This window comes from Curtobacterium sp. MCLR17_042 (assembly GCF_003234695.1).
Taxonomy (GTDB): domain Bacteria; phylum Actinomycetota; class Actinomycetes; order Actinomycetales; family Microbacteriaceae; genus Curtobacterium; species Curtobacterium flaccumfaciens.
The window spans coordinates 17,940-39,784 of record NZ_QKTD01000023.1 but is presented as its reverse complement, the minus strand read 5'-3'; the positions used below and the strand labels follow the sequence as shown (position 1 = coordinate 39,784).

Here is a 21,845-nt window from a genome sequence, read left to right as displayed (position 1 = left end):
CCCCCCCACCGCCCGGCCCATGTCACGTCAACCGCTACGATCGACGCACGAGCCAACGGAGGTCGAAGCGCATCATGGGAGACGGCAAGCCCGCGACCATCTACGACGTCGCCGCACGCGCCGGGGTCTCGAAGTCCCTCGTCTCCCTCGTGCTGCAGCGCTCCCCCCGGGTCAGCGACCAGCGCCGGGCCGCCGTGCTCAAGGCGATCCAGGAACTCGACTACCGCCCCTCGACCGCAGCCGTCTCCCTCGCCGGCACGCGCAGTCGCACCATCGGTGTGGTCCTCGACGACTTCCGCAACCAGTGGTTCGTGGACCTGCTGACCGGCCTGCGCGAGAGCCTGCAGGACCAGGGGCACCGGCTCGTGGTCGCCGACCGGTTCCTCAACACGGGGCTCGATGCGTCTCCGGTCGAGGGCTTCCTCTCCATGCGCGTCGAGGGCATCGTGATCGCCGGCGAGCCCACCACCGACCTCGCGATCCCCGCCTCGATGCCGCTCGTGATCGCCGGTGGCCGGGTCGCGATCCCCCGCGCGGACACCGTGGCGAACGACGACCACGCCGGTGGCGGCATCGCGGCGCAGCACCTGCTCGACCTCGGCCACACCCGACTCGGGTTCGTCGGTGCGGCCTCGGCGGCCTCGGCCGAACGCCAGTCCGGGTTCGAGCGGGCCGCAGCAGCACGCGCCTCTGTCGTCACGACGGTGCTGCCGGGTGAACCCACCGAGGAGGCCGGTTCCCGCGCCCTCGGCATGCTCCTCGACGAGCACCCGGACGTCACGGCCGTCTTCGCCGCGAACGACGTGATGGCCCTCGGCGCCCTGTCCGAACTCGCCGAACGCGGGTTGCGCGTCCCCGAGGACGTCTCCGTCATCGGCTACGACGACACCCCGGTGGCTGCGATGCGGTACGTCGGCCTGACGAGCATCGACGACCGCAGTGTCGAGATCGGTCGCGGCGCCGGCGAGCGCCTGCTGGCCCGCATCGCCGATCCGCGGATCGCCGCCACGGAACTCCTCGTCGAACCCCGCCTGGTCGCGCGCCGCACCACCGCCGCGCGCTGACGCGCCAGCACGGACCCCGGCCGGGAGGCGCGCCCCGCGTCCGCCCCGCCCCCTTCGTGAGCAGAAATGGTCGGGTCCAGGGCCCGTACCCGACCGTTTCTGCTCACGAGGTCGCGCCCGGCAACTCCGCGTGCTGGACGACCCAGCTGTGCATGACGATCGCGGCCGCCGCCGAGGCGTTGATGCTCCGCGTCGACCCGAACTGCGTGATCTCCAGGTGCCCGGACGCCCCGGCCACCGCTTCGTCGGTCAGCCCGGGGCCCTCCTGTCCGAACAGGAACACGCAGCGCTCCGGGATCGTCGCGGTCTCGATGCGCTCGGCACCGGGGGTGTTGTCGATCGCGACGACGGGTCGCTGTTCCTCGGCCATCGCGGCGAGGAAGGCCTCGACGTCGGGGTGGTAGCGGACGTGCTGGTACCGGTCGGTGACCATCGCTCCGCGCTTGTTCCACCGGCGTCGCCCGATGATGTGCACGGTGCCGGCCAGGAACGCGTTGGCGCTCCGCACGATCGACCCGATGTTCAGGTCGTGCTGCCAGTTCTCGATCGCCACGTCGAACGCGTGCCGGCGGGTGTCGAGCTCGGCGACGATCGCGTCCATCGACCAGTACCGGTAGCGGTCGAGCACGTTCCGGGAGTCGCCGGCGGCCAGCAGCTCCGGGTCGAGCCGCGGGTCGTCGGGCCAGGGTTCCGGGTGCGGCCCCACCCCGTTGGTCGTCAGCTCGTGCGACGGTTCGGGCGCAGTGGTCACCCGACCAGCGTACGGCGCACACGGCACCGGCCCGACGACGGCAGCGCCCGGCGGCGGCGCGGGCTCAGGCGGTGCCGGCCCCGTGGGCGATGCGCGACTCGATGCCGGCGATCAGGATGTCGAGGCCGAGCGCGAACCGGTCGTCGTAGGAGTGCTCGCCGAGGATCTCGCCCACCAGCCGGTGCCGCTCGGGGCGTCCGGCCTCGGAGTCCCCGCGTCCGACCTGCACCCCGGCGTGCCCGACCACGAAGTCGTAGACGACGAAGAAGGTGTACATCGCCTCGGCCGGCGGCAGCCCGGCGTCTTGCAGGGCACCGACGACCTTCGCCACGACGGCGTCGGACTCGGTCGAGGCGAGCGGGGCGCGCTGGCTGTGCGACTCGAGCACGAGCGGGTGGGTGCGCATCAGGTCACGGAACGTCGTGGCGAAGGTGCGGACGACGGCGTGCCACTCGTCCGGCCAGACGAAGGTCGCGGTGAACTCGTCGACGGTGCGGCGGACGAGTTCGGCGTGCAGGTCGTCCAGCCCGCCGATGGTCCGGTGCACGGTCATCGGGGCGACCCCGAGCCGCACGCCCAGGGCCCGGAAGGACAGCCGGTCGAGGCCGTCCTCGTTCGCGATGGTCGTGGCGGCGTCGATCACCTGCTCGCGGGAGAGCACGTTCGGGCGGCCTCGGCGTCGTCGCGGCGTCACCTCGAGCTCCGTCTCCGACACCGGGGTGGGTCGGGGCGCGGCGGACGGGGTTCCGGGTTCGACGAGCACGAGGGGCCTCCTTGATTCGGTACGTGTCCCGAAAAGCGTAGGGCAAAAGCCGACCGCGGTTCGGTGTCTCGACCTTCTCGGGTCTGGCAGCAGCGCGCAAGAGCCGCCCCGGGCCTCCCGGCCCTTTCCGAGCCGGCCACGAGCCGGGCCTGAACCCCTGCGCAGTAGGGTGAGGGCCATGGCGACCCGAGACGACGTCGAGTGCTGGCTGACCGACATGGACGGCGTGCTCGTCCACGAGAACCAGGCGCTCCCGGGCGCGCCGGAACTCATCCAGCAGTGGCTCGACGACGGCACCGAATTCCTCGTGCTGACGAACAACTCGATCTTCACGCCGCGCGACCTCAGCGCCCGACTGCGGGGCTCGGGCCTGCACGTGCCCGAGGAGCGCATCTGGACGAGTGCGCTCGCGACCGCTGACTTCTGCAAGTCGCAGATGCCCGGTGGCTCGGCGTTCGTGATCGGTGAGGCCGGCATGACGACCGCCCTGCACGAGGCCGGGTTCATCATGACCGAGACCGCCCCCGACTACGTCGTCGTCGGCGAGACCCGCAACTACTCGTTCGAGGCGATCACCAAGGCCGTCCGGCTCATCCGCGCCGGCGCCCGCTTCATCGTGACGAACCCCGACGCCACCGGCCCCAGCGCCGAGGGGGTCCTGCCGGCCACCGGCGCCATCGCGGCGATGATCGAGAAGGCCACCGGCAAGCAGCCCTACGTGGTGGGCAAGCCGAACCCGATGATGTTCCGCTCCGCGATGAACCGGATCGGCGCGCACTCCGAGAACACCGGCATGATCGGCGACCGCATGGACACCGACGTGCAGGCCGGCATCGAGGCGGGGCTGCACACCGTGCTCGTGATGACGGGCATCAGCGACCAGGCCGAGATCGACCGGTACCCGTTCCGCCCGAGCGAGGTCATCTCCGGCGTGCACGAGCTCGTGCGCACCGAGCCGTTCGAGGTCGAGCTCTAGCTCGAGCTCTGGCGGCCCACGCCACCCGGGTGCGCCCGTTCACCGCAGACCGCTCGATGACGATCCGGTGAACAGAACCGCCCTGCGGTGAACGACGGGAAAACTGCCCCTGGGGCGACTCTATGGTTGCCCTGGTCGAGCCGAAAGTGGCTCTGATCAGGGTTTTCTGTGAGTTGCTACAGGATGGGGTCATCGGTGCCGATGTCGGTTCGTGCCACGACGGCAGTGGTCGTCGGCGCGCTCGGAGCACTCGTGGGGACCGCGATCGTCGCCCCGCACCTGGTCCCCTCGCCGGCGCCGCGGACGTCGGCGGTCACCGTGCAGGCCGGCACCGACGCCTGCGGGACGGGGTGGCCCGCGAGCCCGGACCGCGCCCTCGCCGGCCCCCAGACGTTCCGGATCCACAACACCTCCGTCGCCGGGATCGAGGTGCAGCTGGTCGACCCCACGAACGGCGCGGTCTACCTCGACGCGGAGGGTCTGGGATCGGGTGCGACGCACGACTACGGCGTCCGACTCCCCCGCGGCCAGTACCGGTTCCGCTGCCTGCCCGCCGACGCGAACCCGAGCACCGGACCCGTCGTCCACCTGCGCGGCGCCACCCACGTCAGCGACGAGACCCCGCGGATCGTCCCGGTCACGCGCGACGACCTGATCCCCGCTGCGAAGTCGTACGGCGCCTGGATCGAGAGTCGCCTGCCGGCGCTGCTCGACGACGTGCGTGCGCTGGACGCCGACGTCCGTGCGGGTGACGTCCGCGCTGCACGGCGGGACTGGCTGACCGGGCACCGCGAGTACGAGCAGCTCGGAGCCGCCTACGGTGCGTTCGGGGACGACGACACCGCGATCAACGGGCTCCCGGCCGCCGGACGGACCGCACTCGACGACCCGCACCTGACGGGCGTCCACCGCGTCGAGGCGCTGCTGTGGTCGGGTGCGCCCAGCCGTCGCGCCGTCGCGCCCGCCGACGCCCTGGTCGCCGCCGTCGCACACCTGCGCCGGACGTTCCCCACCCAACGGGTCGACCCGCTCGACATCGGCCTGCGCTCGCACGAGATCCTCGAGAACGCGCTCCGCTTCGAGGCGACCGGGGCCACCGACGCCGGCAGCCACACCGCACTGGCGACGATCGACGCGAACACGAGCGGGACAGAACACGCGCTCGAGCCGCTCCGGTCGATCCTGCGGACCCGCTACCCGGGCCTCCGGGCCACCGATCGTGCGCTGGCGACCCTCCGCGCCGACCTGGAATCACACCGACGGCCCGACGGCAGCTGGGACACCCTCGACGGTCTCGACCGCACCGCCCGCGAGCACCTCGACGCCGACCTCGACGCTGCGCTCGAACGGCTCGCCCCCGTCGCCGCCATCTGCGACCCGAGGAGGACCTCGTGACCGAACGACCGCAGCGCCAGGGCCGGCAGGGCTTCCAGAGCCGGCAACTCCCACGCGGGATGGACGCGGCGACGTACCGACGGATGACCGAGGCGCACGCCCGCGTCGGACTGTCCGCCGACGGCAGCGCGTGTCCGGCCGGTGCACCGGACGACCAGCAGCCGCCGACCGGCCCCACCCGCGGCGTCGGCCGCCGCGCGTTCCTGACCAGCGCGGTCGGGGCAGGTGCCGGAGCCGCCGCGGCGGCAGCGAGCCTGACCGCCGGGGGTGGGACGGGCCTCCAGGCAGCCGCCGCGACGACGGGCGGTGCCGACGCTCCGCCCGGTTCCTCGTACGCGTTCCACGGGGCGCACCAGGCGGGGATTACCACGCCCGCGCAGCGACAGTCGGCGTTCCTGGCGTTCGACGTGACCGCGGCCGACCGCGGGGAGCTCGCCGACCTGCTCCGGACGATCACCGAGCGGGCCCGGTTCCTCACCCGCGGCGGCACGCCTGCCGACGTCGGGATCACCGCGCCGCCGGCCGACTCCGGCGTGCTCGGACCGGAGGTCGCGGCCGACGGGCTCACCGTGACGGCGAGCGTCGGTGCCTCGCTCTTCGACCACCGGTACGGCCTGTCGGGGCAGCGCCCGGCGCGGTTGCGGACGATGGAGGACTTCCCGAACGACGACCTCGACCGGTCGATCTCGGACGGCGACCTGCTGCTGCAGGTGTGCGCGCACAACACCGACACCGTCCTGCACGCCGTCCGCGACATCGCCCGGGCCACTCGCGGCGGCATGCAGGTGCGCTGGCGGCAGGACGGCTTCGCGTCCCCGCCGCGCCCCTCCGGCACCCCGCGCAACCTGCTCGGGTTCAAGGACGGCACCGGCAACCCGTCCACCGCGGACCGCAGCGTCATGGACGACCTGGTCTGGACCCGCGGTGGACAGGACGGCGAACCCGACTGGGTCACCGGGGGCAGCTACCACGTCGTGCGGACCATCCGGATGTTCGTCGAGTTCTGGGACCGCGTCTCACTGCACGAGCAGGAGAACATGATCGGCCGGCACCGCGACTCCGGTGCCCCGCTCACCCGCAGCGGCGAGTTCGACGACCCCCGGTACCAGGACGACCCGACCGGCGACGTCATCCAGATGGACGCGCACATCCGGTTGGCGAACCCGCGCACCGCCGAGGCCCGTGCGCAGCAGATGCTCCGTCGTCCGTACAACTACGACAACGGCACCGACACGAACGGCGACCTCGACATGGGCCTGCTGTTCGCGTGCTTCCAGGCCGACCTGGAACGGCAGTTCGTCGCCGTGCAGAAGCGCCTGGTCGACGAGCCGCTCGTCGACTACGTGTCACCCGTCGGCGGCGGCTACTACTTCGCCCTGCCCGGGGTCCGCCACGCGGACGACTGGCTGGGCCGTCGGCTGCTCGCACGGATCTGACCCTGCCCGCCGGCCCCACTGCTTCTCCATCCCCACCGTCCCGACCAGTGAGAGGTTCCACGTGTTCCGACCTTCCGAACGACGCGTCCAACAGGGCGCGCTCGCCATCATGGCCCTGGCGGCCGTCGCCGGGACGGCCCTCGCCATCCCGCAGTCGGCGTCCGCCGCGGACAACTCCCTGAAGACCACCACCCCGATCAAGCACGTCGTCGTCATGTACGACGAGAACGTGTCGTTCGACCACTACTTCGGCACCTACCCGAAGGCCGCGAACACCGACGGCACCCGCTTCACCGCGGCGCGGAGCACCCCGAAGGTGAACACACTCGCGTCCTCCGGCACCCTGACGAAGAACCCGAACGCCTACGCCCCGTCACGGCTGACGCCCGCCCAGGCGCTCACGTGCGACCAGAACCACAACTACCTGCCCGAGCAGAAGGCCGTCGACGGGGGTGCCATGGACAAGTTCGTCGAGAGCACCTCGGTGGACACCTGCACCGGCCTGTACGGGTCCCCCGGCCTGACGATGGACTACTACGACGGCAACACCACCACCGGGCTGTGGAACTACGCCCAGAACTACGCGATGAGCGACAACGCCTGGGACACCGGCTTCGGCCCCTCGACCCCCGGGGCGCTCAACCTGATCAGCGGGAACACCCACGGCGGCACGGGCGTCGACTCGGTCACCGGTGCCACGGTGCCGACCTCGACCTCCGTCGTCGCGAAGGACGCCGCCGGCCAGGGCACCGTCACCGCCGACCCGGACCCCGCCTACGACGACTGCTCCGACAAGGACCACACGTCGACGTCGAACCTGGTGAAGATGTCGGGCAAGAACATCGGCGACCTGCTCAACGCGAAGGGCGTCACCTGGGGCTGGTTCCAGGGCGGCTTCACCCCCACGACGGCCTACGCAGGCACCGGCACGCTCGCCAAGTGCGACGCCACCACGACGAACGTGGGCGGGTCGGTCAGCAACGACTACTCGCCGCACCACAACCCGTTCGCGTACTACGCGTCGACCTCGAACCCCCACCACCTCGCACCGACGAGCGACCGCATGATCGGCTCCACCGACCGCGCGAACCACCAGTACGACCTGTCCGCGTTCGACACCGCGCTCGCCGAGCACCGGATGCCCGCCGTGTCCTTCCTCAAGGCGCCCGAGGCCCAGGACGGCCACGCCGCGTACTCCGACCCGCTCGACGAGCAGAAGTTCCTGACGTCGAAGATCAACGAGATCGAGCGGTCGCCGGAGTGGTCGAGCACGGCCATCGTCATCAACTACGACGACTCCGACGGCTGGTACGACCACGTCGCGCCCACGATCCTGAACGGGTCGACGGACTCCTCGAACGACACCACGGTCTGCACCGCGGCCGCGACCAAGGTCGGTGTCGCCGGTGGGTACCTCGACCGCTGTGGCCCCTCGCAGCGGCTGCCGTACCTGGTCATCTCGCCGTTCGCCAAGCAGAACCACGTCGACCACACCGCCATCGAGCAGACGTCGACCACGAAGTTCATCGAGGACAACTGGTCGACCGGGCGGATCGGTGACCAGTCGTTCGACGCCCGGGCCGGGTCCATCCGGAGCATGTTCGACTTCACGCACCCGCAGCACCGCGAGGTGCTCCTGAACACGAAGAGCGGTGCGGTCTCGCGGATCGTGTCCACGGCCGTCACGCCGAAGCCGACCCCGAAGCCCACGACGAAGCCGCAGACGGGGACCGGCGGCGGCAGCGGCACGGGCGCGAGCACCGGTTCCGGTGGAACGGCAGGAACGGCAGGAACGGCCGGAACGGCGGGCACGGCAGGCACGGGCGCCGGCACGGGCAGCGGGGCCTCGACTGCCTCGAGCGCCGCAGCAGGAGCCGGGGCCGCGGGGCAGACCGTCGCCGCCGATCCGTCCGCGACCGACCCGTCCGCGACGCGCCTGGCGTTCACGGGCGTGCAGCTCACCGGGGTCACGATCGCCGCGATCGTGTTCCTGATGGCCGGCATCGCGCTGGTCGTCGTCCGCCGTCGACAGCTCCGGCGTCGGGCCGACTGACACGGAGCGTCGGGTCGACTGACACGACACGCCGAGCCGACTGACACGTCGCGTCGCGTCGCGTCCCGTCGACCGACACGACCGAACGGTGCCCCGGAGCGTGCTGCGCTCCGGGGCACCGTCGCGTCCGCGCGGGGCCGCCACGCGGCGGTCGGCACAGCGTCCGCCAGCGCAGCGGCCGTCGCGTCCGTTCCCTCAGACCACGTCGGCCGGGAGGCGCGGCTCGCCTCCCGGCACCACGACCGCCCCCATGGGCGGTACCGTCCGCCACCGCTTCGCGAGGCGACGGGGTCGGTCGTCGTACCAGGCGATGATCCCGCCGGCCACGATGCCGAACGCGAGCACCCCGAACGAGAACAGCCCGATCAGGCCGAGCAGCGTCAGCTTGCCGAAGTCGCCCGTGTCCGCGGTCGCCGAGAACCCGATCGACCCGAAGTCCCAGAAGGCGTGCAGCAGCACCGGGGCGAGCAGCGAACCGGTCAGCCGACGCGCGACGTACAGCGTCGACCCGAACGACGCCGCGAACACGACCTGGATGAGCGTCGGCCCGATCCCGGCACCGGCGAGCGCGTTGAGCAGGTGCAGCAGCCCGAACAGCGCACACGACAGGGCCCACACCCCCATCTCCGGCAGGCGCCGCCGCAGCCCGACGAGCAGGGTCCCGCGGGCCATGAGCTCCTCGAACACCCCGACGAACAGCACCCCGACGGCGAGCAGCAGGAAGTAGTGCGCCGGCAGCGCCGTCCAGTCGATCAGGGGCAGCCGGACGACGCACACCACGAGCACGAGGATCGGCGCGAGCATCGTCCACCGCAGCCGCGTCCGGACCGGGTCGACCGTGGCGATCCGCCACCAGCCGAGCGCCGTGACGAACAGGGCGAGTGCCACGACGGCGATGCCCTCGGGGATGACCAGGGCGTGCACGACGCTGTCGACCGTCTGCGCGAGGGTCGCGTAGTCGTCGCTCGGCCGAGACCGCCAGGCGCTGATCGCTGCGAAGACCACGATCGGCGCGAGCCCGAGCAGCAGCGACGGGGGCACCGGCCAGCGACGGCGGCGGGCTCGGACGGGGGCGGTGGTGGTCACCTCCCGGTTGTACCAGGCGGGTCGTACGATTGGCGGTATGCGCCTGCCCTCCCTGTCCACCATGGCAGAGGACTACGTCAAGCTCATCTGGAAGGCCAGCGAGCGCGGCGGGCCCGGCTTGGCGACGCGGGACATCGCGGCGTCGCTGAAGGTGTCGGCGTCGACGGTGTCGGGCAACCTCAAGAAGCTCGACCGCGACGGCCTGATCGAGCACACCCCGTACTACGGCGTCGTGCTCACCCCGCTCGGGCAGCAGGTCGCGGTGGCGATGGTCCGGCGGCACCGGCTGATCGAGACGTTCCTGGTGGAGCGGCTCGGCTACTCGTGGGACGAGGTCCACACCGAGGCCGAGGCCCTGGAGCACGCCGTGTCCGAGCAGTTCCTCGACCGGGTCGACGCCGACCTCGGCCACCCGACGCACGACCCCCACGGCGACCCGATCCCCGGGGCGGACGGCATCGTGCCGGACTCCCCCGGCACCCTCCTCGGCGCGATCGAGCCGGGAGCGTGCGGCACCGTCGACCGCGTCTCGGACGACGACCCCTCGCTGCTGCGGTACTTCGACGAGCTCGGGGTGGGACTGGGCACGCACCTGCGGGTCGAGCGGGTGCGGGACTACGCCGGCGTCATCGCGGTGTCGCGGCGGGCGACCGACGGCTCGGAGTCCCTCGTCGATCTGCCGGCCGCCGCCGCGTCCTCCATCTGGCTCGCACCCGACGGCGACTGACCGCGCTGCGTGCGCGGGTCGGCGGGTCGGTCGGTTGGCCGGGTGGCCGACCGGTCACAACACCCCGCTCACCTCCGCCGAGCGGTCACCTTCTGTCGCCCGGCAGCCCCGCAACCGACAGTTCGCGACCACTCGGCACCCAACGCACGGGGCGTCGTGACCGCACCGCGGCCCGCGAACGCGCACGGCGACGGACGGGAGGCCCGGTGCGCGGCCGCCACGCGCCTCCCGTCCGGCGCCCGGCCGGTCACGACACCCCGCTCACCTCCGCCGAGCGGTCACCATCTGTCGCCCGGGAGCCCCGCAACCGACGGTTCGCGACCACTCGGCACCCCGGCCACGGGGTGTCGTGACCGCGCGACGCGCCCGCCCCACCATCGCGACGCCGACGGTTCTCGACCACTCGACCCGCCCGGCCGGGCGCGCCCGCCGGCCCTAGCCCTTGACGGACCGCGTCCGGCCGAGGGCGACCTCGCGCCGGGCCCGTTCGAGGGCGAGCGCGGATGCCGCGTCCGGGTCGTGCAGCAGGCGTTCGGTCTCGTGCACGTGTTCCCGGACGGCGTCGGTACCCCGGTCGGCGGCCGCGGCGAGGACCGGTCCGACGGTGTCCTCGCCGAGTCCCACCAGAGCACGCGACAGGCTGAGCCGACGCTCGCGGTCACCGATGCCGAGCTGCACGGCGAGAGTCCGCGCGAGCGACGACCGCTCGTCGTCCGGCACCAGTGCGACGGCCGTGCGCCAGGCGGCGCGGAGCACCTCGTCGTCGTGGTCCTCGAGCAGCGGGCGCACCGCCGGCCACGCGTCCGGGTCGCCGATCTTCGACAGGGTGTGGAGCGCCTGGCTGCGGGCCTGGGGCTCGGGGCGCTCGAGCTCGGGCAGGACGCGGGCGACGACGACGTCGGCGGGGTGCCGGGTGAGCGCCCACGTCAGCATGTCGCGGACGAAGAAGTCCGGCTCGACGGCGCACTGCGCGACGAGCACCTCGAGGTCCGCGGGGTCCGGGGTGGTCCCCGCGGCCATCACGGCCTGCAGCCGGGCGGAGGATCGCGGGTCGGCGAGGGCATCGGTGAGCGTGGTCATCCGTCCATCGAAGCCCCTCGCGCCGGGGCCGTGTCAAGCATCGGGGCATAGCGTCGGGAGACGTGCGGTTGGCTCCCACCGCACCCCCGACCACGAAAGGACCTCCGCATGCCCCGCATCGGTACCAGCGACCTGCACGTGTTCCCCCTCGCCCTCGGCGGCAACGTCTTCGGCTGGACGGCGGACGAGTCGACCTCGCACCAGGTCCTCGACGCCTACACCGCGGCCGGTGGCGACTTCATCGACACCGCGGACGTCTACTCGGCCTGGGCGCCGGGCAACTCGGGCGGCGAGTCCGAGCGGGTCATCGGTTCGTGGCTGCGCGCTTCGGGCAAGCGGGACGACGTCGTCATCGCCACGAAGGGCTCGCAGCACCCGGAGTTCCAGGGCCTCGCCGCGGACACCGTCGCCGCCGCTGCCCGCGCGAGCCTCGAGCGCCTCGGCACCGACCGGATCGACCTGTACTACGCGCACTTCGACGACCAGTCGACCCCGCTCGAGGAGACCGTCCACGCCTTCGACCAGCTCGTGCAGGACGGCCTGGTCCGCTACACCGCGATCTCGAACTACTCGAAGGACCGCGCCGCGGAGTGGATCCGCATCGCGACGGAGAACGGCCTCGCCCAGCCCGTCGCCATCCAGCCGCACTACAACCTCGTCACCCGCCAGCCGTACGAGGCCGAGATCGCACCGCTCGCGCACGAGCACGGACTCGGCGTCGTGCCGTACTTCTCGCTCGCCGCGGGGTTCCTGACCGGGAAGTACCGCTCGAAGGACGACTTCGCCGGCAAGGACCGCGAGGGCCAGGTGTCCGGCTACTTCACCGACGAGGGGCTCGCGGTCGTGGACGCGCTGTCCTCGATCGCCGATGCCCACGGTTCCGAGATCGCGACCGTCGCACTCGCCTGGCTGCAGGCGCAGCCCGACGTCGTCGCGCCGATCGCGAGCGCCCGGAACACCGAGCAGCTGCCGGCGCTGCTGGCCTCGGCGGAGCTCGAGCTCACCGCCGACGAGCTGCAGACGCTGTCCGACGTGTCGGCGAAGGTGCCCGCGAGCGCCTGACACCGGCGCTGTCCGCGCCGCGGTACGCACCGCCGCCGACGCAGAACGACATCCCCGACGTCGTACGACATCGGGGATGTCGTTCGTTGCACACGCGGACAGTCCCGGGGCACGAGGAACGACGATGTCGTTGTCGTACGACGTCGACATCGTCGTTCGGCGTCGGACGTCGGCGTCGGACGTCGACCGACCGCCCGCCCCTACGCCCCCGGCGCCAACGACCCGGTCAGCGGCTGCCCCGACGACCGCGTCACGAAGCACGCGATGAACCGGTCACCCTGGTCCCACGTCGCCTGGTCCGGCGCGTAGGAACCCTGCACCTGCACGTCCCCCACGGCAGCGGCGGCCGAGGCGTTCAGCGCCGTGTCGGACTGGCACTGGTCGGCCGCCTGGGTCGCGAGGGCCTCGGCGCCGGGGTAGGTGTCACCCTCGACCGCGAGCCGTGCGGTCAGCTGCCCGATGTGCGGCGTCGCGCAGTCCACCACCGTGAAGGTCTGCGACCACGCGTTCGTGAACGGCGACAGGCACTCCCCGCCGGCCAGGTCGGTCCACGGGTGCTCGCCGGGCAGGGCCGGGGTCGTGGCGAACTGCAGCGTGGCGGCCGGTGCTGCGGCGTCACCCGGCTGCGAGGCCGACGCCGACGGCGCAGCGCTCGGTGTCGGCGGCGCCGACGAGGCAGCCACCGGCGACTTCGTCGGCACGGCCTGGTCGGCGATGTTGTTGCCGAGGATCCACTTCGACAGCAGGAACACCAGCACGATGAGCACGAGGATCAGCGCGATCGACCCGTAGATCAGCAGCTGCTTGCCGCGCTTGCCCTCGCTCCGCAGCCGCGCGAAGCCCTCGTTGATGAAGTTGTCGCGGTCGCCGGACCGCCGGTCCGGACCACCGGCCGGCCGCCCAGCAGCAGCAGGCGCGGGGGCAGTAGCCGGCGCAGCAGCAGCCGCGGGCACGGCAGCCGCCGGCATCATCCGCGTCCCGGTGTCCTCCGGGTCGTAGCCGGTGCCACCGAGCTGCCCGACGGCCTCGGTGCCGAACAGGTCCTTGATGGCACTCGTGTCACTGGTCTCGCGGCCGTCCCACTCGGACTGGTCCAGGTCGTCCGGCGCCGCGGCGGGCAGGGACTCCGGCTGCGGACCGGTGTCGTTCCCACGCAGCCCGAGCACGGCGTCGAGGTCCTGCCCCACCGACGGCGGCAGGTGCGCCGGGTACTCCTGGGCGCCGGCAGCGGGCTCGACGAGCGGCGGTGCGGCGGTCGGCGGCACGGTCGCGTCGGGCTCGGACCACCAGGGCGTCCCGGCCGCCGGCATCGCGGTGGTCGGCGCATCGACCTGGAGGCCCTCGGTCGCGTCCGGCACGTCGTCTCCGGCGGGCGCACGGGGCACGTCCACGGCCTCGGTCGCCTCCGACGGAGCACCAGCAGCATCAGCGGCGGGAACGGCAGCCGGAGCAGCCGTGTCCGACACGGGCGCAGCCGGGACCGCCGGCGGCACCACCGGCGGCACGGGGACCGCCGGCGGCACCGGGTAGGTCCGCGGTGCCTGCGGCAGCCCGGAGGCCGGGGTGTCGACCTCGCCGGCGACGACCTCGTCCTCGTCGTCCAACTCGTCGGCGAGCGACCAGGACCCGGCGGACAGCGCGGTGGTGTCGAACGAGTCGGTGGTCAGCGTCGCCGGGACCTCGCCGGGCTCGTCGTCGTCGGCGATCGCCCAGTCGAACGGTCGGTCGTGCGCGCCGGTCTGCGTGGGGACCGGCCCGGTGCTGGTGATGCGCAGCAGGTCGGTGAAGGTCGGCGGTTCCTCGGTCGGCGGCAGCACGTTCTCGACGCCGAGGGGCTGCGGGGCAGCGGGGGCAGCAGGCGCCACGGACTCCGGGTGGTTCCCGGTCGCCCGGCCGAGCCAGTCGACGTCGGCGCGGCCCTCGCCGAACGGGTCGACGCGGCGACGCTCGTCCTCGATGGCCTTCGACGCGGCAGCTCGTTCGTCGCGGTGGGTCTGCGCCGTCGGCAGCACGATCGACGACGGGTGCGGTGCAGTGGAGTCCGGCGCGACGTCGGCGGCGGCCGGGATCCGGTCGTGCAGTGTGGAGCGCTCGTGCTCGACGACGGCGTCGGGGTTCTCGGAGGGTGCGAGCAGCTCGGGCGGCATCGAGATGGCCTGGGTCGCGCCGTCGTCGAGCGCCGGAGCCGAAGCGGCCGGCGCAGCAGGAGCAGGAACAGCAGGAGGAGCAGCCTCGGCGCCCTCCGCCTCCCCCTCGGCCACGAACGGCTCCGGCAGCGGCGCGCCCGTCTCACGGGCGGTGCGCTCCGCCTCGCGGCGCTCCCGCCGCGACGGCCAGTCCTCCTCGCCGCGCGGAGCCCCGAAGATGTCCGCAGCACTGCGGAGACCGTGGAACGGAGCGTCCGATCCGGACGCACGCCGAGCCTCCAGGCCGTCGTCCCCGTCTGCCGGGCCGGCGGTGCCGTCGGGTTCGCGTGCGTCGTCCGGACGCTCCTCGGTCACGCGGTCAGCCCCAGATCAGCCAACCCGATGGCCGCGAAGTACGGGTAGCCGGCCGCCTCGATCGTCTCCTTGGCACCGGTGTCCCGGTCGACGACGACCGCCACGGCGGCGATGATCGCACCCTCGCGCTCGAGCGCCTCGGCCGCCTTGAGCGGCGAGCCCCCGGTGGTGGAGGTGTCCTCGAGCACGACGACGCGCTTGCCCTTGAGGTCCGGTCCCTCGACCTGCTTGCCGCGGCCGTGGTCCTTCGGCTCCTTGCGGACGACGAAGGCGTCGTAGGTCAGGCCCTGGGCGGCGGCCTGGTGCAGGACGGCGCTGGCGATGGGGTCGGCGCCCATGGTCAGGCCACCGACGGCGGAGACGTCCGGCACCTGCTGCACGAGCTCGGTCATGACCTGGCCGATCAGCGGCGCGACGCGGTGGTCCAGGCTGACCTTCCGCAGGTCGATGTAGTACGTCGCCTTCTTCCCGCTGGTCAGGGTGAAGTCGCCGTGGAACACCGCTTCGGAGGAGATGTACTGGATCAACTGTTCGCGCGCGTCGGTCACAGCGCACAAGGGTAGTCGGTCGGGCCCGCAACGCGCTCCCCCAGCCTGTGGGTCTGTGCGTACCGGCACCGAGGCGGCCTCGGTACGCTCCGGGGCATGTCCCGAGCACCGCGTCGCCCCGCCGTGGAGCCGGCTCCGTCCGGCGGCCGCCGGACCGGTGGGGTGGCCGTCACGATCGGACGGGAGGCCCTGGGCGGCCTGGTCGCGCTGGCCCTGGCCGTCATCGCCCTGCGCCACGTCGTCGCGACGGAACGGGTGGCGTTGCTCTGGTACGACGGCGACTCGGTGCTGCTGCCGCTCGTCGAGCGCTCGCTGCAGGCCGGCCAGCCGTTCGAGTGGGCGATGTCGCCCGCGCTGTTCTTCTTCCCCGAGCTGCCCGTGTACCTGTTCTGCTCGCTGGTGACCGGGACCCCGCAGCAGGCCCTGGCGCTGAACGGGGTGCTCGTGCTGCTCGCCGTCTACGCGCTGGTGCGGGCCGCCGCGAACGAGCTGATGCCGTCCGCCGGGCGCCCTGCGCGGATCGCGGTGTCGGCGGGGGCACTCGGCCTGGTCACGCTGCTGGTGCTCACCGAGTCGTCGGCGACGGCGACCTCGCTCGAGCTGGCGTCCCTGCTGCTCACGACGACCTACTACTACGGCGCCGTGCTGGCGGTGCTCGGCACCGCGGTGCTCGTGCTGCGGGCGGTGCGCCTCGGCCGGGCGTCGGTGCCCCTGCTCGTGGTGCTCGGACTCGTCGCCGCGTGCACGACCGCGTCGAACCCGCTGTACGTGCCCTGGTCCGCCGCTCCCGTCGTCGTCACCCTCGGGCTCCTGGTGCTGGCACGGCGGGTGCCGTGGCGCCCCGCTGCGTTGCTCGCCGGCGCCGTCACGGTCGGTTCGGTCGTCGGCTACCTGGTGCGGATCCCGCTCCGGCCGTTCGTCTCCCTCGACCCGGCGACGTACGTGCAGCCGTCGCGGGCCGGGGAGACCCTGCGGTTCTTCGCGGCGCTGACCGACGACCGGGCGGGCACGGCACCGGGCGACCTCGGGCTCCTGCTGCTGTTCGCCGGGGTGCTCGTCACCGTCGGCGGCACGGTCTGGGCCTGGCGGGTCCGCACCGCACGCACCGTGCTGGTCGCGACGCTGCTGCCGCTGGTGACCGTCGTCGCCGTGTCCGTCGGGGTCGTCGTCGCCGGGTCCGAGACCCCGCGCTACCTGCAGCCGATCGTGACGGCACCGCTGCTCGCGCTCGTCGCCGTGGCCGAGCTCACCCGCACCGCGGTCCGCCGCACCCGCGTGCACCGCCCGCACCGCGGGGTCCGGGCGGGGGTGGCGGTCGCGATGGCCGCCGTGCTCGCGACCGGGATCGCCGTGGCCCCCGGCACCGCCCACGCCGTGTCGACCGCGCGGTACCCGGCGGCCGCGTGTCTGGACCGCTGGGCCGAGGGGCGCCAGGTCACGGGCGTCGGGCAGTTCTGGACGGTCCGGCCCCTCGCCACCTACGCGGCGGCGAACGTCGGGCTGCTGCAGGTCCGCGACACCTTCGAGACGTACCCGTGGCTCGTCGACCTCGGCGCGTACCGCGACGCCGACCCGAGCTTCGTGGTGGTCGGCTCGCACGACCTGTGGACCACCGCGGTCGAGGACTCCCTCGGCCCCCCGGCGACGATCACCCACTGCACCGGGTTCGACGTCTACGACTACGCCGGCACCGCCGGGCAGGCGATCCTGCGGCGCGACGTCGTCGGGAGCGCCGACGTCATCCGGCGTGACCGCGGCTTCTGATCCACTGCTGAAGTTGTCCACAGCGGCGCGTTGCCGTCCGATGCTCGCTGTACGGATGTATAGGCTCGTGCTCGATGTCTCGTCCCACCAGCCCCCGCGCCCACCGTGTCCCCGTGCGCCTGCGCCTCGCCGTCACCGGCCTGGCACTCGCGGGCCTCGTCGGCACGGTCATCGCCGACGCTCCGGCCGCCCAGGCGGTGACCTACCCCACGTGGGACGAAGTGAAGTCCGCCCGCGGCAAGGAATCCGCGAAGCAGGGGCAGATCACCGAGATCCGGGGCATCATCAGCGAACTCGACGCCAAGGTCGAGGCTGCCGAGGCGAAGGCGCAGAAGCTCGGCGACGTGTTCTACAAGGCACAGCGCAAGGCCCAGACCGCGGCCGAGAAGGAACAGCAGCTCCGCGCCGACGCCAAGGACCACGCGAAGGTCGCCGACCAGAGCGCCGCGCAGGCCGGGCAGTTCGCCGCGCAGATGTCCCGCTCCGGTGGCGCCGACGTCACCACCTCGGTGATCACCCAGGGCGAAGACGCCAGTGATCTGCTGTACAACCTCGGTGCGCTGAGCAAGCTCTCCGAGCAGGCCGAGCGTGTGCAGGCCGCCGCGAGCGCCGACGCCGCCGTCGCCAGCTCGCTCGAGGCACAGGCCGACCGCGCCGCCGAAGCACTGGGCGACCTCGCTGCCGAAGCCGAAGACCGCATGCAGGAAGCCCAGGCGGCGTCCGACGCCGTGCAGGCCGCCTACGACGAGCAGCAGTCGAACAAGGCCCGACTCGACGCCCAGCTCGCGACCCTGACCTCCGGCCGCGTCCGGACCGAAGCCGAGTTCGCCAAGGGTGAGCGCGTCCGCAAGGCGGCGGAAGAGAAGGCCGCACGCGAAGCCGCCGAGCGCGCAGCCGCCGCGCAGCGAGCAGCTGCCGCACAGGCCGCCGCGAACTCCGGCGGGGGCGCTCCGTCAGGCGGCGGCTCGACCGGCAGCAGCGGCTCGGGCGGCGGCGGTTCCGTCGGCGCGGGCTCCGGGACCGGCTGGGTCCGCCCGGCCAGCGGCTACGTCATCAGCCCCTACGGGTACCGCGTCCACCCGATCACCGGCGTCGTCACCATGCACGAGGGCACCGACCTGGCGAGCGGCTGCTACACGCCCATCGTCGCGGCCTCGGCCGGCACCGTCGACTACGTCGGCTGGTACGGCGGCTACGGCAACTACGTCCGCATCAACCACGGCGGCGGCGTGCAGACCGCGTACGGCCACATCGTCGACGGCGGCTTCCGGGTCGCCACCGGCCAGCAGGTCTCCGCGGGGCAGCTCATCGCGCTCGTCGGCTCCACCGGGGCGTCGACCGGCTGCCACAGCCACGTCGAGGTGCACATCAACGGCGCCACCACCGACCCGGTGCCCTTCATGGGCGCTCGCGGGGTCGCCTTCTAGCCGATCGACCCCGGTTCCGGCTCGTCGATCCCGTCGTCGCCGGCGTTCCACAGCGCCCGGTACCAGGCGGTGCGCTCCGGGTCGTCCGGCAGCCCGTACGCCCGGTGGAACAGCGGCTCCCACCCGGGTCCGTAGTTCCACTCGAGCGCCATCGTCGCCACCGCGATGTCGGCCCAACGGTCCGCGACGCCCATCGCGTCCAGGTCGACGTGCCCGCTCCACCGCCGGTCCGCGCCGATGAGCGTGTTGGGCGTGCACGGATCGCCGTGACAGACGACGATCCGGTCGATCGGTGGCTCCGGACCGAGACCGCCCGGGCCGCGGACGGCGTCGGCGGCAGCACCGCGCGCACGATCGAGCCGGTCCGCGGTCGCCCACGTGAACGGGCAGTCGTCGACGGGCAACGTGTCGTGCAGTGCGCGCAGGCCCTCCCCCACCGCGACCACCGCGGTCCGGGGTTCGTCGTGCCAGCGCGGGTCGACGGCGCTCCACCCGGGCACGGCACGGGTGTGCAGCCAGACGCCGGCCTCGTCGGCGCCGTGGTCGAGCACCTCGGGGACCCGGGCGTACCGGGACGCCCACGTCAGCCGCTCGGCTTCGCCGCCGATCCACGAACCGTAGGCGCGCGGCAGCACCTTCACGAACTCGTCGGCGTGCGCGTCCGGTCCGATCCGGAACGTCGTCCCGCCGATCTGGTTGTGCCAGACGAGCGCGACCTCACGCCCTCGGGCGACGTCGGTGACCACGCGCGGCACCGGGACGGTCTCACCCGGCCGGGGCAGTCCACCGATCGAGCGCACCACGGCGACGCTCAGTGCACGCGGTCCGGGCGGGAGGACCCCGACCCACCACGGGCGATCTCGAGCAGCACGGGCAGGCGCTCACCGAGCAGGGCGTCCAGGTCGGCGACCACGGCCTCGACCCGTTCGGTGATCTCCCGCGGCGCGGCACCCCGGCGCGGACGGACCCGCACCCGGATCGCCCGACCACCACGGACGCGGTAGACGTCGACGGCGAGCGAGCCGACCTGGGGCATGTCGCCGATGGCCGAGGAGAGCGCGTGCTGCACGGCCGTGGACTCGATGCGCACCGAGCCGGCGACGCCGTCGGCCGAACCGTCGCTGTCCACGACGGTGCTCTCGCGGCCACCGCCGAGCGTCGTCAGCACCACGAGTGCGAGCACGCCGAGCACGACGCCACCGCCGAGGACGCAGGTCCACGCGAACACCGAGTCGTCACGCGACGCCCTGGTGCCGAGTCCGGCGAGGGCATCGCCGACCGTGCGCCACCACGAGGCGACGAGGGGCAGCCCCTGGGCGGTCTGCACCAGGATCGCGGCGACCCCGGCGACGAGCAGGACGAGCCCGAGCACGACGAGCGCCGTCCGGCCGAGCCCACGGTTCGTAGCGTTCATCCGTCCACCCGCCCGGTCGGCTGCACCCGGACCCGCGCGGCCAGCGGCGGCTGCGCGTCGATCGCGGCGAACTCCCGCTCGACGGCCTCGGTCGCGGCGACCGCGGGGACGTCCACCCCGGCTGCGGGCCGGAGCACGACGTCGACCGTGCGGCGGCCGACGGTGCCCACGGCGGCGTCGGCACCCAGACGGGTCGCGGAACGGGCGGCACGGGCCGCAGCGGAGGCCAGGACCTCGTCATCGACGACGACCGCGAGCCGGTCGGACGACATCACGTGCCGCGGACGGCGCTGGGGCAGGATCCCCTGCAGCAGGAGGACGAGGCCGATCAGGGCCACGACGGCGCCGATGCCGATCACGATGGTGGTGTCGAGGCCGTCCGGAGCGGCGAGCGCGGTGTCGACCACGGCACGGGGGTCGACACCGAGCACGTTCTGGTCGAGCAGGACGAGCGCACCGGCGAAGACCGCAGCGGCGGCGAGCACCAGGGCGATGAGCATCGCGACGACGACTGCGCCGGAGCGGGAGACGTGGGTCTCGCGGCGCAGCAGGCGGCGGTGGGTGGCGGTGTGGTCCGCGGCGGGCGCGCCGACGAGGGGTGCGGCGGTCACCGGACCCTCCGCGGGGTGTCCACGACCGACGAGGCGAAGGTCACGGTCACGCGGGCGACCTGTCGGCCGGTGATGGTGCGGAAGCGCTCGGCGATCGTGCCGCGAGCCCGGTGCGCCGTGGCGACGACGGGTTCGTCGGGGAGTGCGTGCGAGCCCAGCACCGGCAGGGCGAGCGGGGCGGTGATCTCGACCGCCAGTGCGCCGCGACCGTCGTCGGCGACCCGGGCACGGACCTCCCGGAAGGCCACGCGCAGCGCTTCGGCGGCGACCGCCTGGGCGGTGTGCACCAGCGCGGACGTACCGATGCGGTCGGAGCCGCGGAGCCGGACGCCGCTGTCGCCGGTCGTGGCGACGGCGGCGTCGCTCACGACGAGCTCCGGCGTCCGCGCAGCACGTCGAGCAGGCGACGGAAGTCGACGTCGCCCGTGACGATGCGGGCGACCAGTGCACCGACCGCCATGCAGACGGCGACGACGACGAACGCCCAGAACCCGAGCGTCACGGCGACGATCGCGAGCAGGGCGCCGGTGCCCATCCCGACGACGGTGGCGTTCACCGGACCCGACCGTCCCGGGTGTCGAGCTCGTCCGCGACGCCGTTGAGCGCCGGGATGTTCACGTCGTTGATGGCGATGTTGACCTCGGTGACCTCGAGGCCGACGAGTTCGGTGACGGCGTTCGTGACGGCGGCACGGACCGCGGAGGCGACCTCCATCATCGGCGTCGGGTAGTCGACGACGATGGTCAGGTCGACGGCGACCTGGGTCTCACCGACTTCGACGCGGACGCCCTGACCGAGCGCGCTCGAGCCGATGGCGTCGCGGATGGCACCGAACGCACGCGAGGCGTTGCCGCCGAGCGCGAAGACGCCGGGGACGTCGCGGGCGGCGATGCCCGCGACCTTCGCGACGACCGTGTCGTCGATGATGGTCCTGCCCTTGGCGGTGACCTGCGTCGTGGTGGTGCCGGCGGGCTGGGTGCTCCCGGCCCCGGTGCCGACCGTGGCCCCGGTCGTGGTCCCGTCGACGCGGTTCGTCGTCGATGCCATTGCTGCCTCCGTGCGATCGATTGCTGGCCTCCAGCGAACACCATCGTGCCGTACGCCGCACAGCCGGCGCACGTCGCGCCCGCCGCACAGGCGGCGCACGTCCCGCCCGACCGTGCCGCTGGTCTCGCCGACCTCGTCGT

21 protein-coding genes are annotated in these 21,845 nt (G+C 73.1%); 9 read left to right on the top strand and 12 right to left on the bottom strand.

All coding sequences use genetic code 11. From position 1 onward, the window contains the following. The first annotated feature begins 74 nt into the window (after positions 1-74). Complete coding sequence (locus DEJ02_RS17270) at positions 75-1,064, top strand: LacI family DNA-binding transcriptional regulator (RefSeq protein WP_111033939.1); 990 nt, start codon at positions 75-77, stop codon at positions 1,062-1,064. Positions 1,065-1,167: 103 nt separating this feature from the next. Here the strand turns inward: DEJ02_RS17270 and DEJ02_RS17265 are convergent, their stop codons facing one another. After that, a complete protein-coding gene (locus DEJ02_RS17265; RefSeq protein ID WP_111033938.1) occupies positions 1,168-1,815 on the bottom strand; it encodes a TrmH family RNA methyltransferase in 648 nt (215 codons plus the stop codon). A gap of 64 nt (positions 1,816-1,879) precedes the next feature. Beyond that, the gene (locus tag DEJ02_RS17260) at positions 1,880-2,578 is read right to left on the bottom strand and encodes a TetR/AcrR family transcriptional regulator (protein ID WP_163343243.1); all 699 of its coding nucleotides are present in this window, start codon (positions 2,576-2,578) and stop codon (positions 1,880-1,882) included. Positions 2,579-2,756: 178 nt separating this feature from the next. On the opposite strand from DEJ02_RS17260, the gene DEJ02_RS17255 reads away from it, so the two are divergent. The 4 genes from DEJ02_RS17255 to DEJ02_RS17240 all read left to right on the top strand — a co-directional run bounded on the left by DEJ02_RS17255 (position 2,757) and on the right by DEJ02_RS17240 (position 8,438). Further along, positions 2,757-3,554 (top strand): HAD-IIA family hydrolase, encoded by a 798-nt coding sequence (locus DEJ02_RS17255; RefSeq protein WP_027464991.1) that lies wholly within the window; start codon positions 2,757-2,759, stop codon positions 3,552-3,554. Positions 3,555-3,755: 201 nt separating this feature from the next. Further along, the gene (locus tag DEJ02_RS17250) at positions 3,756-4,949 is read left to right on the top strand and encodes an EfeM/EfeO family lipoprotein (protein ID WP_111033943.1); all 1,194 of its coding nucleotides are present in this window, start codon (positions 3,756-3,758) and stop codon (positions 4,947-4,949) included. Then, positions 4,946-6,385 (top strand): iron uptake transporter deferrochelatase/peroxidase subunit, encoded by a 1,440-nt coding sequence (gene efeB, locus DEJ02_RS17245; protein WP_258378772.1) that lies wholly within the window; start codon positions 4,946-4,948, stop codon positions 6,383-6,385. Before DEJ02_RS17250 ends, efeB begins: the two co-directional genes overlap by 4 nt. A 61-nt stretch (positions 6,386-6,446) precedes the next feature. After that, complete coding sequence (locus DEJ02_RS17240; RefSeq protein WP_258378771.1) at positions 6,447-8,438, top strand: alkaline phosphatase family protein; 1,992 nt, start codon at positions 6,447-6,449, stop codon at positions 8,436-8,438. A gap of 195 nt (positions 8,439-8,633) precedes the next feature. On the opposite strand, the gene DEJ02_RS17235 is transcribed toward DEJ02_RS17240, so the two are convergent. Then, positions 8,634-9,524 (bottom strand): CPBP family intramembrane glutamic endopeptidase, encoded by an 891-nt coding sequence (locus DEJ02_RS17235; protein WP_181440412.1) that lies wholly within the window; start codon positions 9,522-9,524, stop codon positions 8,634-8,636. Between the two features lie 37 nt (positions 9,525-9,561). Here DEJ02_RS17235 and DEJ02_RS17230 point away from each other — a divergent pair, with 37 nt between their 5' ends. After that, positions 9,562-10,251, top strand: coding sequence for a metal-dependent transcriptional regulator (locus DEJ02_RS17230; RefSeq protein ID WP_027464846.1), 690 nt, complete (start codon positions 9,562-9,564; stop codon positions 10,249-10,251). A 435-nt stretch (positions 10,252-10,686) separates the two neighbouring features. Here the strand turns inward: DEJ02_RS17230 and DEJ02_RS17225 are convergent, their stop codons facing one another. Continuing rightward, entirely contained in the window at positions 10,687-11,331 is a 645-nt protein-coding gene (locus DEJ02_RS17225) for a HEAT repeat domain-containing protein (protein WP_111033934.1), read from the bottom strand. Positions 11,332-11,439: 108 nt separating this feature from the next. Between DEJ02_RS17225 and DEJ02_RS17220 the strand changes: the two genes are divergently transcribed. Continuing rightward, positions 11,440-12,393, top strand: coding sequence for an aldo/keto reductase (locus DEJ02_RS17220; RefSeq protein ID WP_111033933.1), 954 nt, complete (start codon positions 11,440-11,442; stop codon positions 12,391-12,393). Positions 12,394-12,593: 200 nt separating this feature from the next. Here the strand turns inward: DEJ02_RS17220 and DEJ02_RS17215 are convergent, their stop codons facing one another. Both DEJ02_RS17215 and pyrE read right to left on the bottom strand, forming a co-directional pair. Beyond that, positions 12,594-14,894: a septum formation family protein gene (locus DEJ02_RS17215; protein WP_111033932.1), complete on the bottom strand. Its 2,301-nt coding sequence runs from the start codon at positions 14,892-14,894 to the stop codon at positions 12,594-12,596. After that, positions 14,891-15,442 (bottom strand): orotate phosphoribosyltransferase, encoded by a 552-nt coding sequence (gene pyrE / locus DEJ02_RS17210; RefSeq protein ID WP_071404348.1) that lies wholly within the window; start codon positions 15,440-15,442, stop codon positions 14,891-14,893. Before pyrE ends, DEJ02_RS17215 begins: the two co-directional genes overlap by 4 nt. Before the next feature lie 96 nt (positions 15,443-15,538). Here pyrE and DEJ02_RS17205 point away from each other — a divergent pair, with 96 nt between their 5' ends. Both DEJ02_RS17205 and DEJ02_RS17200 read left to right on the top strand, forming a co-directional pair. Continuing rightward, on the top strand, positions 15,539-17,206 hold the full coding sequence (locus DEJ02_RS17205) for a hypothetical protein (protein ID WP_146249330.1): 1,668 nt from the start codon (positions 15,539-15,541) through the stop codon (positions 17,204-17,206). Between the two features lie 74 nt (positions 17,207-17,280). Next, complete coding sequence (locus DEJ02_RS17200; protein WP_111039186.1) at positions 17,281-18,633, top strand: M23 family metallopeptidase; 1,353 nt, start codon at positions 17,281-17,283, stop codon at positions 18,631-18,633. Here the strand turns inward: DEJ02_RS17200 and DEJ02_RS17195 are convergent. The 6 genes from DEJ02_RS17195 to DEJ02_RS17170 are packed head-to-tail and all read right to left on the bottom strand — an operon-like array spanning position 18,630 to position 21,705. Further along, a complete protein-coding gene (locus DEJ02_RS17195) occupies positions 18,630-19,436 on the bottom strand; it encodes a phosphotransferase (RefSeq protein ID WP_111033929.1) in 807 nt (268 codons plus the stop codon). The genes DEJ02_RS17200 and DEJ02_RS17195 overlap by 4 nt on opposite strands. 8 nt (positions 19,437-19,444) lie before the next feature. Further along, on the bottom strand, positions 19,445-20,047 hold the full coding sequence (locus DEJ02_RS17190) for a hypothetical protein (RefSeq protein ID WP_111033928.1): 603 nt from the start codon (positions 20,045-20,047) through the stop codon (positions 19,445-19,447). After that, entirely contained in the window at positions 20,044-20,658 is a 615-nt protein-coding gene (locus DEJ02_RS17185; RefSeq protein ID WP_111033927.1) for a hypothetical protein, read from the bottom strand. Before DEJ02_RS17185 ends, DEJ02_RS17190 begins: the two co-directional genes overlap by 4 nt. Continuing rightward, positions 20,655-21,026 (bottom strand): hypothetical protein, encoded by a 372-nt coding sequence (locus DEJ02_RS17180; protein ID WP_110858768.1) that lies wholly within the window; start codon positions 21,024-21,026, stop codon positions 20,655-20,657. Before DEJ02_RS17180 ends, DEJ02_RS17185 begins: the two co-directional genes overlap by 4 nt. Further along, positions 21,023-21,214 carry a DUF2273 domain-containing protein gene (locus DEJ02_RS17175; protein WP_027464859.1) on the bottom strand — a complete coding sequence of 64 codons (192 nt, stop codon included), beginning with the start codon at positions 21,212-21,214 and terminating at the stop codon, positions 21,023-21,025. Before DEJ02_RS17175 ends, DEJ02_RS17180 begins: the two co-directional genes overlap by 4 nt. Beyond that, positions 21,211-21,705, bottom strand: a complete 495-nt coding sequence (locus tag DEJ02_RS17170; protein WP_111033926.1) for an Asp23/Gls24 family envelope stress response protein — start codon at positions 21,703-21,705, stop codon at positions 21,211-21,213. Before DEJ02_RS17170 ends, DEJ02_RS17175 begins: the two co-directional genes overlap by 4 nt. Between the last annotated feature and the right edge of the window lie 140 nt (positions 21,706-21,845).

Bases quoted from the DNA above. Each gene is read 5' to 3' on its own strand.
- DEJ02_RS17270 (WP_111033939.1), top strand. From the start codon at position 75: ATGGGAGACGGCAAGCCCGCGACCATCTACGACGTCGCCGCACGCGCC.
- DEJ02_RS17255 (WP_027464991.1), top strand. From the start codon at position 2,757: ATGGCGACCCGAGACGACGTCGAGTGCTGGCTGACCGACATGGACGGC.
- DEJ02_RS17250 (WP_111033943.1), top strand. From the start codon at position 3,756: ATGTCGGTTCGTGCCACGACGGCAGTGGTCGTCGGCGCGCTCGGAGCA.
- DEJ02_RS17230 (WP_027464846.1), top strand. From the start codon at position 9,562: ATGCGCCTGCCCTCCCTGTCCACCATGGCAGAGGACTACGTCAAGCTC.
- DEJ02_RS17225 (WP_111033934.1), bottom strand. From the start codon at position 11,331: ATGACCACGCTCACCGATGCCCTCGCCGACCCGCGATCCTCCGCCCGG.
- DEJ02_RS17220 (WP_111033933.1), top strand. From the start codon at position 11,440: ATGCCCCGCATCGGTACCAGCGACCTGCACGTGTTCCCCCTCGCCCTC.
- DEJ02_RS17205 (WP_146249330.1), top strand. From the start codon at position 15,539: ATGTCCCGAGCACCGCGTCGCCCCGCCGTGGAGCCGGCTCCGTCCGGC.
- DEJ02_RS17200 (WP_111039186.1), top strand. From the start codon at position 17,281: ATGTCTCGTCCCACCAGCCCCCGCGCCCACCGTGTCCCCGTGCGCCTG.
- DEJ02_RS17190 (WP_111033928.1), bottom strand. From the start codon at position 20,047: ATGAACGCTACGAACCGTGGGCTCGGCCGGACGGCGCTCGTCGTGCTC.
- DEJ02_RS17170 (WP_111033926.1), bottom strand. From the start codon at position 21,705: ATGGCATCGACGACGAACCGCGTCGACGGGACCACGACCGGGGCCACG.